Origin of the sequence: Rhizobium sp. RM (assembly GCF_013390595.1) — a bacterium.
Classification (GTDB): domain Bacteria; phylum Pseudomonadota; class Alphaproteobacteria; order Rhizobiales; family Rhizobiaceae; genus Agrobacterium.
Genome location: NZ_JACAWV010000007.1, coordinates 110218 through 126293, shown reverse-complemented (window position 1 = coordinate 126293; position 16076 = coordinate 110218). Strand labels below are relative to the sequence as shown.

The window sequence follows — 16076 nt, the reverse complement described above, 5'->3', positions numbered from 1 at the left end:
ATAGATTGTTTTTCCTTAAATTTCAACGTGCTGATTTCCGTTTAGATCAGGGGCAGGAGATTTTTTAAAATCGATAAAGAATATGGATTTCTCTTTCCTTTGTTGCTCACTTCCCGCGAAAATGTTCCTCGCAAACGATCTATAAAAAAGTAGATTGATCTGGAAATGAGGTGGCGTCATGAAAATCGGGGTGCATCCCAACAATCTCCATTTGCGGCTCGCCCGGCTTTGGCCGGATGCGTTCAAGTCGTTCGATCCTGAGTTCGTACTTTACAAGGAAGGACGGGATACAGCGTCCTTGCTTGAAAAGGGTGATATCCACTTCGGTGGAACCGGATCGACCCCACCAATCGAGGCCGATGCCCGAGGGCTTGGAGTAGCCTATATCGCTGCATCCGCGCCAAGGCCTGCCAACGGTGCGATACTTGTCCGCAAGGACAGCCAAATCCGCTCTGTTACCGATCTTGTGGGGCGGGATATTTCACTGATTGACGGTTCGTTCCATACTTACCTTCTTGCTCGAAGTCTCGAAGGCGAAGGACTGGGCTTATCCGACGTAACAAGGATCGAAAGCGGTGACAGCGATTCACTGCGAGATCTCGTAGACGGGCGGGTCGATGCATGGGTTACCATGTCTCCACGGCTTGAGACGGCACTTGGTCACGAGGCTTTGCACGTCCTTGTTCGTTGCGGCTCCACAATTCCGAACCGTTCCCTGTTCTGGACGCTTGGGCATCACGGATTTTCTGCCGAAAAGATCGCGGCCGTTGCCTTTGAACTTGATCGCATTGGTCAGTTGGTCATGGCGGATATAAAAGGAGCGGCTGTCCTTCTTGCCAGCCAACCAGGCAGCGAAGGGGATGCGCAATTCTGGGAAAAAGTGCTTCTCTCCCGAGATCTCTCTGTTGGACAGGCAACGCCGGAAATCCTTGCTGAACAGCAGGAGGAAGCCGAAACGCTTTACCGGCATGGACATTTCAAATCACCGGTGCAAACCGGGGTGTCGCTCGAACGCCTTGGAGTGAAAAAGTGAACGTTTTCTGGTACATGTGCGCTCCAGATGGTGCCTATCCCTGGCAGCCAGAAGGTTCCCGCAAGGTTGATCTCGGTTACTACAAGCAGTTGGCGCTTGCTTATGACCAACTCGGTTACACCGGCGCCTTGTTTGCGACTGGGGCCCATGATGTCTGGGTCCTGGCCGGCGCACTCCTGTCCTATACGGAGCGGTTGAAGCTCCTGGTCGCGATCCATCCCGGGCTCGTCGCACCGACACTGCTTGGTAAAATGGCGGCGACTTTGCAGGAGTTTTCACGCGGGCGGTTGTTGATTAACGTCGTCTCAGGCGATGCGAAAATGCTTGGCGCCTACGGGATGACGATGCCGCATGACGAGCGCTACGACATGGCCGACGAATACCTGCAGATTTGGCATCGGCTGTTTTCTGGCGATACGGTGAATTTCGACGGAAAGTATTTCAAAACCGAGGGAGCAAAGCTTGCACTGCCGGTTGGACAGGGAATTGAGCCACCGCCATTGTGGTTCGGCGGATCGTCCGACAAGGCGATCGAGGTTGCTGCAAAACACGTTGAAACCTATCTTTCCTGGGGCGAGACGCCGGAACAGATCGGAGCGAAAATCGAGATCGTAAAGGCACGCGCCGAAAAACTCGGGCGTAACCTGGAATACGGTATACGCCTTTATGTTATCGTGCGTGATACGGACGAAGAAGCATGGGAAGCGGCTGCCGACCTTTATAAAAGGATGGACGCAACTGCGATTGCCGCCAATCAGCGCTTTGTTGGGAAAACGGATTCTGTTGGCCAGCAGCGTATGACTGCGCTTCACGGTGGCAACAAGCCACAGGATCTCCGCGATCTGGAAATCGCGCCAAACCTCTGGGCAGGTATCGGCCTTGTGAGACCAGGTCCTGGGACAGCCATTGTTGGATCACCTGACACAGTTATCCGCACACTTGAGGCCTATCGCAAGGCGGGCGTGGAGACCTTCATCCTGTCCGGGATGCCGCTGCTTGAGGAAGCGTTTCGCTTCGGCGAAAAGGTTTTACCGCGACTTGACGTTTCGCGAGAGATATCTGCTGCAAAACAGTTTACCTGGTCGACCCTGTTTGATCGTGACCTTACTGCGACAAAAGCATCGTGAAACAGAGATTGCTAAACCGGAAGTCCAATCATGACGGCAACGCCAGTGAGCACTACAACACCGAAACATTTTTCGATTGCCACCACGTTGGGTAGAGCGCTCGTTTTTTTTGATGCGGTGCTTGGTGCGGTTGCAGCAGCACTGCTCGCTGCCCTCCTTATTGTCGTGCTGACCAATGTTGCACTCCGCTACATATTTCATACAGGCTTCATTGGAGCGGAAGATCTGGGTATCTGGCTGCATGTCGCCATGATTGCTGTCGGTGCTCCGCTCAGCCTGAAAAGCGCGCTTGCCATGCGCCTTGATGTGTTCGTGCGCTTTTTACCTGATCGACTTCATCCGGCCACCGAAATGCTAGCTGACGCCTTCTCGTTCGTCGCTGCCCTGATATTGTTGTTCGGTGGATCTGAGATCGCTACGATGCTGGGTGGTACATCGCCAACACTCGGTCTACCGGAGTGGGTACGGTTCGGTTTTCTCGGAGTGGGAGGTGGACTTATCCTTGCCTATCTTGCGTTGCAGCGCGCCTCGGAAGGAAAGTCTCTGCAGGTTATTTTGTCGCTGGTCATCTCAGTGACCGCCTACTTCGGTCTGCCACTCGTTTTCTTCGATACGACACTTCCCCCCAGCCTTTTCCTGGCTCTGACAGCGGCTCTCGGGCTAATTCTCGCCGCGCCGCTCGCACATGCGTTTCTCGCTGCAGCCTACGTCGCGATCGCATTTGGCAGTTCGCTGCCTGAGCCTGCGATCGTCTCCACGACTGTGACGGGAATGTCGAAATTTTTGTTGCTCGCTATCCCGTTCTTCCTGCTTGCGGGAAGCCTTCTGACAGAATCGGGCGTTGCAAACCAACTCGTACGATTTGCCGCCTCGATGGTTGGCCATCGGCGTGCTGGCCTTGCACAGACGACCTTGTTGACGAGCGTGCTGTTTTCTGGCGCTTCCGGCTCGTCGGTTGCGAACGCAGCTTTCGGTGCATCGACATTTCAGCCGGAACTCGTGCGGCACGGTTATCCACCCGCGCAGGCAGGTGCGATTATCGCCGCAACATCAGTCCTTGATAACGTCATCCCCCCGTCCATCGCCTTTCTCATTCTGGCGACCGCAACAAATCTCTCCGTCGGTTCTCTTCTCGTGGGTGGTTTTTTCGCCGGTGGATTGATGGCTCTGTGCCTTGCTGTCGCGATCCATTTCAGCGTGCGCACGGTTGATACGTTGCCGAGGGCAAGTGGGCAGGAACGCTGGCGTTCTGCTGTCGCTGCAATTCCGGCATTCGGCCTCGGAATAATTGTTGTCGTCGGTATTCGTATCGGGATCGTGACGACGACCGAGGCTGCTGCACTGGCGGCACTCTATACTCTTTTTCTCGGTTTCGGTTACAGGCTTGGTGCCAAACGCATATTCACCACGTTTCGCCAGTCCGGGGCCGAAGCTGCCGCCATCGGTTTGTTGATCGGTACGGCGGGGCCGTTTGCTTTCCTGCTCGCAGTGGACGATGTGTCCGGCCTGGTCACCGATTTCGTTACGATGTTGGGGGGGAGCAAGGTCGCAGTGCTTCTGCTTTCGAACGTGATCCTCCTTGTCGTTGGACTTGTACTGGATATCGGTGCTGCAATTCTATTGTTTGGGCCGATCCTATTGCCGGCCGCCGTTGCAGCAGGGATCGACCCCATACACTTCGGTGTCATTCTCGTGGTCAATCTGATGATCCATGGCCTGACGCCACCGCTCGGAATGCTAATCTTCGTCGTAAGCGGTGTAACGCGTATTCCGGCGACTGCGCTTTTCAGGGCAGTTGTTCCTTATCTTCTTTCTCTTCTCGTTTCCCTCGCGATTCTGTGCGTTTGGGCGGTTCTTTTCTGAAATCGGGGCTTTTGATAACGATGATCAACAGACGTAAACTTCTCAAACTATCTGCAGCCGGTGTGGCGACGATTGGCGCATCTGGTTTGGTTCGCAGTGCGAACGCAAGAACCCGTAACGTTACGGTCGCCTCGCTCTTCGCCGACGACAAGCCGGAGACCAAGATTTGGTTGAAGATCAGCGAACTTGTGGAGGCAAAGCTTCCGGGCCGTTTCAAGTTCAATATCGTTCGCAGCGGAGCACTTGGCGGTGAGAAGGAGGTTGCCGAAGGTGTCCGGCTCGGGTCAATCCAGGCCAGCCTCTCGACCGTTTCTTCGCTTTCCGGCTGGGTTCCGGAGTTGCAGATTCTCGACCTTCCATTTCTTTTCCGCGATGGTGAGCACGTTCGCAGGGTCGTCACCGGAGACACAGGTGCCGACCTGAAAAGCAAGTTGGCGTCGCAACAGTTCGTAGCCGTTGATTTTATCAATTACGGCGCTCGTCATCTTCTTACCAAAGAGCCCGTGACAAAGTCGGTGGAACTCGAGGGAAAGAAAATCCGCGTCATTCAGAGCCCGTTGCATACGAAGCTTTGGAGTGCATTCGGCACAACGCCGGTCGGTATTCCAATCACAGAAACCTACAACGCGCTGGCGACAGGTGTCGCGGATGCCATGGATCTGACGAAATCCGCATATGCCGGCTTCAAACTTTATGAAGTCGTTCCATACATGACGGAAACCGGACATATATGGGCTTCCGGCGTAGTCTATTATGGCGCGGCATTCTGGAGCCAGTTGGATGACGAGGAAAAGAAAGTGCTGTCGGATGCATCGAGGGAAGGGGCGCTTTACTTCAACCAGCTTATCGTTGAGGACGAGGCAAAGTCGGTCGAGTTGGCGCTTTCGAAAGGCGGCAAGCTTCTGAAACCGGAAGACTATGACGCATGGCAAAAGGGTGCGCAGGGTGTCTGGCAGGATTTTGCGGGGACAGTGGGCGGCATTGATAGGATCCACGCAATCCAGGCAGCCTGACTTTTTGACAAAGGCGTTCCCTACGGGGAGCGCCTAAACGGTTCTATTCGGCAATATGCAGGTGACGTCGCGCAAAGCCAATGAGGCTTTCGACGTGTGAGGCAACGGAGGCTCTTACCGCATCTGCATCCTTGTTCTGCAAGGCGGTGACAATGACCAGGTGTTCGGTTGAGTCCGGCGTGAGCCGATCCTTGAGATTGCCAATCTCAAACAGTCTCGTGGTCGACCGCAACCCTCGTAATACCCCCGCCATGACATCGTTACCGCAATAGTCAATAATCAGGTTGTGTAGGCGGTCGTCGGAAAACCAGTGTGCATCCGTGTGATAGGCTGTCGCACCCATCAGGTCATCGATCTCGCGACGTACCTCGACGAGCTGTCTGCCAGGGATTGCTTCGATAGCTTGCACAGCTGCTTCCGGCTCTATCAATATCCGCAGTTTCAGGCTCTGGATATATTCACCTATGTCTACCTGCCGGACGACATATTTGCGGCCGTCGCCCTTGTGGACCATGCCTTCACCTTCAAGTCGCTGCAACGCTTCTCGCAGTGGCGTCCTCGAAACCCCAAGCGTTTCCGCGAGCCTTGCTTCGGTGATGACCTGTCCTCCACGCAGTCGCCGATGACGTATCATGTCGGATACAGCGTTGTAGGCGAGAGCGGCCAGCTTGTGACCGCCGATGTCCGAGGCTGTTTCGGCAGGCTGTTTTTCCGTCTGTGTCACGCGGCTCGTCATCCCTTGTTTGCTTTGGCGGTGTGATTTGTTTTCGTCACGACGAAGTCTTCCCAAAGACCCATAGCATGTTGCATAGCTGTCATGATCGCCAACACGGCTGGAGAGTGTGAGATATGAATGACGACATCACGGTCGTGGGGGAAACCAGTCTGGCGGATGACACCTATCGCACGCTTCTCGATGACATTCTGGCAGCAAGGCTGACGGGCGGTGCGGTTGTTCAGGAGCGCCGTCTTGCCACCAAGCTTGGCGTCTCGCGTTCTCCGATGCGTGATGCGCTGGGTCGGCTTGAGGGGCAGGGGCTTCTGGTTCGTAACAGCAAAGGTGTTCTGACGGTCCGTGTCATTACCTTGCAGGATTACCTTAACAGCCTTGCCATGCGCCTTTTGGTGGAGCCGTCGGCTGCCGCGCTGGCCAGTGCATCCATGGATGTTTCTCAGATCAACAGCCTGCAAGCTATGCTCGACCGGCTCGACGCTGACGCCGATCCGGATCCCTCGCTTGTCTGGCAATTCGATGATGCGCTTCATAACGGGATTGGTACAGCCAGTGGAAATCCTTTCATGGCTGAGACCATCATTCAGATGCGTCGTTACACGACGATTTTCGAGCGTCAAAGGCGGCTTGCACAACGCAAGCCGGGTATATCCGATCACCACGCCATTCTCGCGGCTCTGAGGGCGCGCGACGCAGATGCTGCTCGTGACATTATGGGGCTGCATCTGGAGCGCGTCCGTGAGGGCGTTCTGAGCACCTACTGACCTCATCCTCTAGCCTTATTGAAGTGTAATGCCTGTTTTTTGGCTGTGCTGAAAAATGGGGCTTGCATCACGTTTTCTCGCTGTGTATGTAAATGGTATACCAGTTGGATGCAATATTGGCAAGCAGCCACTTGGACTGAAGAAAAATATAACTCCAGAGGAACCAATATGAATTATCGTCTAGTAACGTTTGCGGCCTTGGCCGTCTTTCAGTTGTCATCGACGGCGTTTGCGCAGACCTGCGCGCCAAAAATTGCCGACGCAGAGCTTATCAAGCCAGGTACTCTGGTGATGTCTACCAATCCCACTCTTCCGCCATTGCAATTCGTCGATTCCAAGGGTGAGCTCCAGGGAATGCGCGTCGAGTTGGGCAAGGAGATCGCAAAGCGGCTTTGCCTCACCCCTGAGTATGTCCGTATCGAGTTTTCCGCCATGATCCCTGGCCTCCAGGCAGGTCGGTGGGACATGATCAATACGGGTATTTTCTTCACGCCCGAGCGCGCTGCCATGATGCAGATGATCCCTTACGAAGATCAGGCAATCAGCATTTCTGTCGCTCCGGATACGAAAAAGGAATTCAAGTCGAAGGAAGATCTCGCAGGCATGCGTGTCGGCGTTGAGCTCGGTGGTTTCGAAGAGAAGAAAGCACGCGAACTGGATGCGGAATTGAAAAAAGAGGGCAAGGAAGGCCTGACGATCCAGACATTCGACAATTTCGCACTGGCCTTCCAGTCTCTGCGGGCAGGACAGGTTGAGGGTGTCGTTGCGATTGATGCTGTTGCCAAGGAGTATGACAAGCGAGGCGACTTCAAACGGGCAGTCCACGGCCTCTATCCGGCTCCAGTGTCGATTGCCTTCAAGAGCCCGGCTCTTGCAGATGCGGTCTCAGTCGTTCTCAAGGAGATGAAGTCTGACGGCTCGCTCGCAAAATTGTTCGACGACTACGGTCTACCGATGGTCGAAGGTGACTACTCCGTCAAAGGTCCGAACCGCTAACATCCGATGAGACAGGCGAGCGTCATTACTCGGGCGCTCGCTATCGACAAGACTGGAGAGGCTTCGACATGTCATTCTGGAACTGGTCAGGTTTTTTTGAATACCTGTTCAATCCCTTCATCCTCGAGGGTGTTGCTACAACGATCTGGCTGACATGTGTCTCGCTGGTCTGTGGTCTTGCACTGGGTTTTATTCTGGCGCTCATGCGGCGATCGCATGCGATGCCCGTACGCGGGCTGGCATCGTTCTACGTATGGCTGTTTCGTGGCACGCCGCTTCTTGTGCAACTCATTGTAATTTATACGGCATTACCGCAGCTCGGGATCCGTTTCAGTGTTGTCCAGGCGGCATTGATTGGCCTTGCTCTCAATGAAGCAGCCTATCTGGCCGAAATCATTCGCGCCGGTATCGAGGCGGTCCCGGAAGGTCAATCCCGTGCGGCAAGAGCGCTCGGAATGACGGAGCGGCAGATCATGCGCCGGATCGTCATGCCCCAGGCCTTCAAGGTTATCATTCCGCCGCTCGGAAATTCGGTGAACGGTCTTCTCAAGACGACCTCCGTAACCTCGGTCATTTCCATGGAAGAACTGCTGCGCCGCACGCAGGTTCTGATCCAGGAGAAGTTCATGGTGCTCGAGCTCTTCGCAGTCGCCGCCATATATTATCTGCTACTCACAACCGCATGGGATTTCATCCAGCGGCGTATCGAAAAGCGCTTTGGTCAGGCGACGGCAACAGCCCGCTTTGCTGACAAACGCTAAAATCTCGAAGGACAAGATGATGACGAAGAAGTTTCGCGGTGTATTCACCGTGATGATAACGCCGCTCGACAATAAGGGTTCTGTCGATCTCGTCGCGCTGAAGGCTTTTGTAAACTGGCAGATAGATGAAGGAATTCATGGCCTTATCCCGCTCGGTTCAACCGGAGAATTCCTTTCTCTTTCTCAGGAAGATCGTGACGCGGTAGCGCGTACAGTGATAGAGACGGCTGCAGGGCGCGTGCCCGTTCTCATCGGGGCCGGTGCCGAGGATACCCGGGAGGCAGTACGCCTTAGCCGCCAGGCAGAAGAAATGGGCGCCGATGGCGTAATGGTCATTCCGCCGTTCTATTCTACCCCGACCGATGACGAACTCGTCGAGCACTACCGGGCAATTGCCGCGTCTATCAACATTCCAGTCATGGTCTATAACAATCCAGCGACGGCAAACGTCGATATGAAACCCGAACTTCTGGCACGTATCGCCGAAATCAAGGGTTGCGATTACGTCAAGGAATCGACACTGGAGGTGACGCGAGTCCGCGACATCGCGCGCCTCGCAGGCGAGAATATGACTGTATTTGGCGGCATTCTCGGGTTTGAATCATTTGTCATGGGTGCCGAGGGCTGGGTGGCAGTCGCCTCCAATGTTGCCCCAGGGGTTATGGCGCGTATCTTCACACTCGCTGCCGACGAGAAAAGATATGATGAAGCGCGAGCGCTTTATCTAGAATGGCTACCCGTCATTCAGGCCGTCGGCGGACAAGCCTATGTGGCTGGATCGAAGTCGCTTCTCAATCATATGGGCTTTGCCGCAGGCGAACCTCTGCCGCCGAGGTTGCCGCTTCCCACCGCACAGGACCAGGCGATGAAGGCCCTTGTAGACCGGTTTAACCTGAAGTTCCCAAGCTAAGGAAAGTTACCTGAATGCCCCTTTCCGCCGGTTCCGCAGAAAAGCTTATGCTTTACATTGACGGTGCTGAATGCCGTGTCGAAGCGGGAGCCAGCATTGCAGCCGCAATGGCGCAATCGGGCCGGCATGGGTTTTCCTGTGATACGAGTGCGAAAGCTCGTGGGCTCTTTTGCGGGATGGGTGTTTGTCACGACTGTCTTGTAACGGTTGATGGTCGCACCAGCCAGCGAGCCTGCATGACACCGGTCTCGCCGGGCATGCATGTGGAACGTCAGCCAGCCCGGCCAGATATCCTTGACGAGCGCCTGAAAGAGATTGCACCGCTACCTCTGGCGGTTGGCGAAAGGCGCATGGATGTGCTCATCGTTGGCGCAGGTCCTGGCGGCCTTTCCGCGGCACTTGCTGCGGCGGAGGCTGGTGCATCGGTTGTCGTTCTGGATGAGCGGTATAGCGCCGGTGGCCAATTCTATAAGCAACCGAACACACCGGTCGCCGCGGAAGTCCTCAGAACAGACACGCAGGCTTCCGATGGTGCCTCTCTGATTGAACGAGCCCGCAACGCGGGTGTTACACTTGTGGCGGGCGTTACTGTTTGGGGCGCGTCGCGCAATGATGACGGTGAATTGTCGGTAGGCTGCTACGGGCCCGACGGTGCGTTTTATGCCGTCCCGGATATGATGGTGATTGCCACCGGCGCTTTCGAGCGCCCCGCACCCATCCCTGGGTGGACGCTGCCGGGCGTCATGACAGCAGGCGCTGCGCAGACGTTGTTGCGCAGCTATGCCACACTCCCTGGCAAGCGGATCGTTGTTGCCGGCAACGGACCACTCAACATTCAGGTCGCGATGGAAGTCCTGAAAGCAGGAGGGCAAGTGGCTGCTCTCGTAGATCGCGCTTTGTCCCCCTTTCATAATCCCGCGGCCGCACTTGCTGTCCTTAGATGCGACCCTGCCTTGGCTCTCAAGGGTATGCGCGAACTCGCCAGACTGACGAAGGCACGCATACCGCTTTTCTGGCGAAGTCGCGTTCTGGCGGTCGAGGGCGACACACAGGTGGAGCGTGTGGCGATTTCAACGCCCACTGGACCCCGTTATTTCGAGGCCGACACTGTGCTCCTGGGTGGAGATTTTACGGCGTCGAACGAGGTTTCAAGGTTGGTGGGTTGCGCGCATGACGTTGCCGCTGACGGCTCACTTGTCGCCCGGTGCGGCAAGGACGGAGAGAGTTCGTTGCCCAACGTTTATATTGTTGGCGAGGCTTCGCGTTTTGGCGGCGCTTACGTTGCGATGTCTGAAGGGCGGCTTGCGGGCCTCGCAGTTGCTCGAAAGCTTGGATTGAGTGAGAGGTCGGACGCCAAGGCTGCAAACAGACTTCTGCGATCAAGACGGTTTCAGGGCGCTTTGTGGTCGCTATTTGCCGATGGCGCTGAGAAAAAGTCAGAACTCGAAGACAGCACGATCGCCTGTCGGTGTGAGAATATCACTGTCGGTCGCTTGCGAGAAATTTCAGGCAAGGGACCACCCGACATCGCAACCTTGAAACGCCTGACGCGTGCCGGCATGGGGCGTTGCCAGAGCCGCTATTGCGGTCGAACCTTGACGGAACTTACCGGCAAACCTCAATCGCAGACGCAAGGCTTACTCGCACCGCAGATGCCCCTTCGTCCGGTGCCGCTTGCAGCCTTATCTGTCGAAAAGGCGGAATGGGGCGGCCATAAGCGCGCACTCTTGCCGGAACGCCCGCCTCTTTCGAACCAGGAGCCATTGCCAAGAACCGAGGTTGGTACACTCGTCATCGGTGCCGGTATAGCTGGCCTTTCCACAGCCTACTTTCTTGCAGAGACCGGTGACGATGTCGTCGTCGTGGAGCGTGGCTTTCCCGGAGGCCTGGCGTCCGGCGGAAATGCAGGCAGCTTGCATGCGCAACTTCTCTCCTTCGATCATGGCGCTCGTGCTGAAGGCGGCGGTGGTCCTGCCGCCCGCACGCTCTCACTGCAGCGCGATTCCATCGATCTCTGGCTGAGCCTTGAGAAGCGCTTTGGTGTCGACTTCGAGATGAAGATAACCGGTGGACTGATGGTCGCCGAGACGGAGGCCCATCTCCGGTTTCTTGAGGAAAAGACGGCCATGGAACGGGCCTCGGGGATCGATTGTCATGTCATCGGAAAACAGGATCTCCACCGGCTTGAACCGGCCCTCTCGTCCGCGATGATCGGTGCTGCGTATTGCCCTCAGGAGGGCAAGATCAATCCGTTGATCGCGACGCGTCACATGGCAGATGCCGCCATGAAGGCCGGTACGTCCATTTTCGACCGTACCGAAGTGCTTTCAATTGAGGCCGCCGGCAATCGCTTTCTTGTCAAAACGTCACGAGGAACGATTTCGGCTACACGTATCGTCAACGCAGCCGGCGCGTTCGCGTCGCGCATCGGTGCCATGCTTGGCCTCAACGTGCCCGTTTTCGGTGCACCACTGCAGATGGTTGTTACAGAGGCTGCGGCTCCAGCAATCTCCCATCTGGTCGCTCATGCCGACCGCCACCTGACACTGAAGCAGGCGGCCAACGGTAATTTTCTGATTGGGGGCGGCTGGACTGCCGGCCTTGACCCCATTCATAGCCATCCGCGCCCACTGTTTTCCAGCCTTGAAGGTAACCTCTGGGTGGCACAGCACGTGGTGCCTGGACTGCGTAAACTGCATGTGATCCGCAGTTGGGCGGCGATGAACATTAACATCGATGGTGCGCCAATCCTCGGCGAACATCCCGCCATGCCCGGTTTCTTCAATGCCGTTACGTCCAACGGCTATACGCTCGGTCCGCTCGTCGGACAACTCACGGCCGCAATGGTCACCGGCCGTGACCCAGGCCGCGATCTGTCGGCATTTTCCATTTCCCGTTTCCAGTGAGGCGACAATGATCGAAATCACCGAAGTTTCAAAATATTACGGCGAGTTCGAGGTTCTGAAGAACTGCACGACCACCGTCAAGAAGGGCGAGGTTGTGGTCGTTTGTGGCCCCTCTGGCTCTGGAAAGTCGACGCTCATCAAATGTGTCAATGCTCTAGAGCCGTTTCAGAAAGGGTCCATCCGCGTCGACGGAATCGAGGTCGGCGATCCGGCGACAGACCTTCCGGAGTTGCGTTCCCGTGTCGGTATGGTTTTCCAGAATTTCGAGCTCTTCCCGCATCTGACGATCGAGGGGAACATCATGCTCGCACAGCAGATCGTGCTTGGTCGCCATGAAGACGCCGCTCGCAAAAAGGCAATGGAATTGTTGGACCGGGTTGGCCTGACGGCACATGCGCTGAAGTACCCCGGTCAGCTCTCCGGCGGTCAGCAGCAGCGCGTGGCGATAGCTCGCGCCCTGGCGATGAACCCGATGGCAATGCTGTTTGACGAACCGACATCCGCACTCGACCCGGAAATGATCTCAGAGGTTCTCGATGTCATGACCGGGCTTGCCCGTGACGGGATGACAATGATGGTGGTTACCCATGAAATGGGCTTCGCGCGCCGTGTAGCCACCCGAATGATTTTCATCGATCAGGGCGAAATCGTTGAGGATCGTCCCACGGAGGCGTTTTTCAACGAACACCACAATTCGCGCACTGAGGCGTTTCTCAGCAAGATTCTCCAGCATTGACGAAAATTGGAAAGGAGTGCGCCATGGGTGAACTCGATCTCATCGTACGCAACGGAACCATCGCAACAGCGTCTGACGTTTTCCATGCCGATATTGGCATCAAAAATGGGCGCATCGTACAGATCGCCGAACATATTGATGCCGATGGAACGGTTGTCGATGCTGAAGGTAAATTTGTCCTGCCGGGTGGAATAGACAGCCATGTCCACATCTCGCAGCCTTCGGGTGATGGAATTGTCATGGCTGATGACTTCGAAAGCGGCACGCGCTCGGCATTGTTCGGTGGAAATACCACGCTTATGCCCTTTTGCCTGCAAGAGAAGGGAAAATCCTTGCGCGAAGCGCTAAAGGCGTACCACGCTCTCGCTGATGGCAACTGCTACACAGACATCAGCTTCCACCTAATCGTCAACGAGCCAACCGAAGCTGTCCTCGGTCAAGAACTTCCAGCATTGATAGAGGATGGATATTCGTCGCTGAAAGTCTTTATGACCTACGACGATCTCCGCCTCAGCGATGCGGAGATTCTCAAGACACTGGATGTTGCTCGTGAGACCGGGGCAACGGTCATGGTCCATTGTGAAAATGAAGACGCGATCCGTTTCCTCATCGAAAAACACGAGGCTGCAGGTGATGTCGCGCCGCGTGCCCATGCCACGACGCGTCCAGCTGCTGTTGAACGCGAGGCGACGCACCGGGCGCTCACACTCGCAGAAATCGTCGATGTGCCGGTTGTTATCGTTCATGTCTCGAACGGGCAGGCGATGGAAGAGATTGGTCGTGCGCGGGCTCGCGGGGTGAAGGTTGTCGGCGAGACCTGCCCGCAATATCTGGTGCTGACGGCAGACGATCTTTCGGGCATGGATTGGGAGGGTGCAAAATTTGTCTGCTCTCCACCGCCACGCGATCTAGCTGCACAGGATGAGTGCTGGCTTGGTATCGAGAACGGCGTCTTCGATCTGTTCTCTTCTGACCATTGCCCATTCCGTTATGACGACGAGCGCGGCAAGCTCAATCCGAGAGGGCGCCTGAGCTTTCGCCATATCCCGAACGGTATTCCCGGCGTGGAAACACGGATGCCGATCCTATTTTCCGAGGGCGTCATGAAGGGTCGGATTGATTTACAACGATTTGTTGCCCTTACAGCGACAAATCACGCGAAAACATACGGTTTGTATCCGCAGAAGGGAACCATCGCAATTGGCTCCGATGCCGATCTTGCAATCTGGGATCCGAAAGAAAAACGTACAATCCGCCATGCCGAACTCCACGATGGGGCAGACTATTCGCCCTATGAGGGAATGGATGTCGCGGGCTGGCCGACGACCGTCATTCTGGGCGGACGTATCATGGTCGAGGACGGGGTGCTTAAGGGCAAGAAAGGCGACGGTGTTTATCGCGCCGCGAGTACCCGCCGAAAGGCATGAATAATTTTAAACTGACACACTGGAGACAATAACTAATGAAGCTGAAGGTAACCGCCGGCCCCTACGTATTCGACGCTGTGCTGGAGATGGAAAAAGCCCCTAAAACCTGTGAGGCATTCCTTGCTCGCATGCCATTCGAAGGCCAGATCGTCCACGTGCGCTGGTCCGGTGAAGGTGTCTGGATTCCGCTTGGAGACTATGAGTTTGGCGTCGGATACGAAAACCATACCAGCCATCCGGCCCCTGGACAGTTCATTCTTTATCCAGGCGGTATCAGTGAAACGGAAATCTTGTTGGCGTATGGAGGCGTGGATTTCTCCTCGAAAGTCGGGCAGCTCGCGGGAAACCATTTCATTACGCTGACGTCCAATCTGGACAAGCTGGCGGAACTTGGGCCGAAAGTTCTTTGGGAGGGGGCACACCCGATCCGCTTCGAAGTGGCGGAGTGAGCGTTTGAGAAATGGCGGACAGGGTGATCTGTCCGCCACATAGGCAATATTTAGTGCGAAACTCCCGAACCGCCAACTGCGACGATCGAGAACGGTTGGCCTTCCACGGGGATCGTGCGCGTTTCTTTCAGGGTCTCGGCGTCCACCACCCGTATCAGCGAGTGGTGTGGATCCGAAAGAGCGATCTTGCCGTCGGCGACTGCAAGGCGCGGGCGCGCGTCACGCCAATGGCCGTCTTTGCTGTAAGGCTCGGTTATCTTCGATTTTCGTACGATAGCCGCCTCAAGAATATCAAGGACGTGCAGATCCCCGTCTTCTGTCAGGATGTAGGCATTGCGCGGGTTGGCGGGATCGAGGATGAAGTCGACACGTCGTGTCGGTAGCTCGATGAGACGGAACTTTTCCTCGCCGTCCGGATCGATGAGAACCACTTTGTTTTCGCCGTAGTTGCCGAGGAAGAACTGCATGGATTTACCCCCAAGCAGCGTACCGGTGTTCGCCTTCGGGAAATGCTCCGGGTATGGGAGCATTTCAAATTCTGGACCGTCGATGCCGCCAGGCCGGGCAACCAGAACGCCTTCTTTGCAACCGAATGCGACTAGTCTGGCGGAAGTTGCCTCGCCATGCAGATCCGTGCACTTTGCCTGCTGACCGACTTCTTTTCCGTCCTTGTCGAGGACGCGCACTCCGACACGCGGCGGCAAGGCATCGGGCTTCAATTCAGCGTTCCGATCGGGGACCGATACAAGGACGTAGCGCCCCATCGTGACCGCGACACCGTGATGGGCTGCCGTTGTGTCGATTGTTCGGACCTTTGCCTTTCCTTCCAGTAGAGCTGCCTCGTCGATAACGTCGGCCTTGCCGCCGCGATCGTAAAAGAGAATAGCGTGATCATCGTGGGGCACGACGTGGAACGGACGTTTTCCTTCGAAAATCACAGGCAGGAGGGCGGTCTCTTCCACATCGAGATCTCGGTGCTCGCCGTGGTCGGATAAAATAATGCCGGTTTTGATGATGTTGACGACGTCTGCGTCCGACTGCGTCGCGAACACCGTCTGTCCGGTGGCACTTGCAGTGAGCGCTGCGTAACCCTTTAAATCATAGCGCGCCAGTTCCTTCCCGTCTTTGAAATTGATCGCGCGGACAATTGGTTGGGAATGGTCTGCGACGAAAAGGCGCCACTCCGTGCGGCTGTCCTGGCTTTCCTCCGCTGATGCATTGAGTGTGGCAAAGGGCGCAAACACCAGAGATGACGCAAGCGCAGACATGAGGAAATTCTGAAGAGGAGGTGCCATGAGTGTCCTTCCGACAGTTAAGGTCCGTTCGCGATATCGCGGGCATCGGATCGGTAATGTTAT

General features: G+C 55.9%; 14 protein-coding genes. 12 read left to right on the top strand and 2 right to left on the bottom strand.

Annotated features, from left to right (window positions below):
• Positions 1-178: 178 nt before the first annotated feature.
• Genes HWX89_RS05230 through HWX89_RS05215 form a run of 4 tightly spaced genes read left to right on the top strand, consistent with a single transcriptional unit; the run spans position 179 to position 5036 of the window.
• Positions 179-1033: an ABC transporter substrate-binding protein gene (locus HWX89_RS05230; RefSeq protein ID WP_138793330.1), complete on the top strand. Its 855-nt coding sequence runs from the start codon at positions 179-181 to the stop codon at positions 1031-1033.
• Positions 1030-2160 carry an LLM class flavin-dependent oxidoreductase gene (locus HWX89_RS05225; protein ID WP_138793329.1) on the top strand — a complete coding sequence of 377 codons (1131 nt, stop codon included), beginning with the start codon at positions 1030-1032 and terminating at the stop codon, positions 2158-2160. The genes HWX89_RS05230 and HWX89_RS05225 overlap by 4 nt, the downstream gene beginning before the upstream one ends.
• Before the next feature lie 30 nt (positions 2161-2190).
• Positions 2191-4023, top strand: a complete 1833-nt coding sequence (locus HWX89_RS05220) for a TRAP transporter large permease (RefSeq protein ID WP_246705091.1) — start codon at positions 2191-2193, stop codon at positions 4021-4023.
• Positions 4024-4037: 14 nt separating this feature from the next.
• Positions 4038-5036 (top strand): TRAP transporter substrate-binding protein, encoded by a 999-nt coding sequence (locus tag HWX89_RS05215; RefSeq protein WP_138793529.1) that lies wholly within the window; start codon positions 4038-4040, stop codon positions 5034-5036.
• Between the two features lie 43 nt (positions 5037-5079).
• Here the strand turns inward: HWX89_RS05215 and HWX89_RS05210 are convergent, their stop codons facing one another.
• Positions 5080-5772 (bottom strand): GntR family transcriptional regulator, encoded by a 693-nt coding sequence (locus tag HWX89_RS05210; protein ID WP_138793328.1) that lies wholly within the window; start codon positions 5770-5772, stop codon positions 5080-5082.
• A 113-nt stretch (positions 5773-5885) separates the two neighbouring features.
• Here HWX89_RS05210 and HWX89_RS05205 point away from each other — a divergent pair, with 113 nt between their 5' ends.
• From HWX89_RS05205 to HWX89_RS05170, 8 genes are all read left to right on the top strand, one after another.
• The gene (locus tag HWX89_RS05205) at positions 5886-6533 is read left to right on the top strand and encodes a GntR family transcriptional regulator (RefSeq protein WP_138793327.1); all 648 of its coding nucleotides are present in this window, start codon (positions 5886-5888) and stop codon (positions 6531-6533) included.
• A gap of 168 nt (positions 6534-6701) precedes the next feature.
• On the top strand, positions 6702-7529 hold the full coding sequence (locus HWX89_RS05200) for an ABC transporter substrate-binding protein (protein ID WP_138793326.1): 828 nt from the start codon (positions 6702-6704) through the stop codon (positions 7527-7529).
• Positions 7530-7597: 68 nt separating this feature from the next.
• The gene (locus HWX89_RS05195; protein ID WP_138793325.1) at positions 7598-8290 is read left to right on the top strand and encodes an amino acid ABC transporter permease; all 693 of its coding nucleotides are present in this window, start codon (positions 7598-7600) and stop codon (positions 8288-8290) included.
• 19 nt (positions 8291-8309) lie between these two features.
• Positions 8310-9200, top strand: a complete 891-nt coding sequence (gene dapA / locus HWX89_RS05190) for a 4-hydroxy-tetrahydrodipicolinate synthase (protein ID WP_138793324.1) — start codon at positions 8310-8312, stop codon at positions 9198-9200.
• A gap of 14 nt (positions 9201-9214) precedes the next feature.
• The gene (locus HWX89_RS05185; protein WP_138793323.1) at positions 9215-12106 is read left to right on the top strand and encodes an FAD-dependent oxidoreductase; all 2892 of its coding nucleotides are present in this window, start codon (positions 9215-9217) and stop codon (positions 12104-12106) included.
• Between the two features lie 7 nt (positions 12107-12113).
• The gene (locus HWX89_RS05180; RefSeq protein ID WP_138793322.1) at positions 12114-12842 is read left to right on the top strand and encodes an amino acid ABC transporter ATP-binding protein; all 729 of its coding nucleotides are present in this window, start codon (positions 12114-12116) and stop codon (positions 12840-12842) included.
• A gap of 23 nt (positions 12843-12865) precedes the next feature.
• Positions 12866-14269 (top strand): dihydropyrimidinase, encoded by a 1404-nt coding sequence (gene hydA / locus HWX89_RS05175; RefSeq protein WP_138793321.1) that lies wholly within the window; start codon positions 12866-12868, stop codon positions 14267-14269.
• Positions 14270-14304: 35 nt separating this feature from the next.
• Positions 14305-14718, top strand: a complete 414-nt coding sequence (locus HWX89_RS05170) for a DUF3830 family protein (RefSeq protein ID WP_138793320.1) — start codon at positions 14305-14307, stop codon at positions 14716-14718.
• 50 nt (positions 14719-14768) lie between these two features.
• Here the strand turns inward: HWX89_RS05170 and aztD are convergent, their stop codons facing one another.
• Positions 14769-16013 (bottom strand): zinc metallochaperone AztD, encoded by a 1245-nt coding sequence (aztD, locus tag HWX89_RS05165; protein ID WP_138793319.1) that lies wholly within the window; start codon positions 16011-16013, stop codon positions 14769-14771.
• Between the last annotated feature and the right edge of the window lie 63 nt (positions 16014-16076).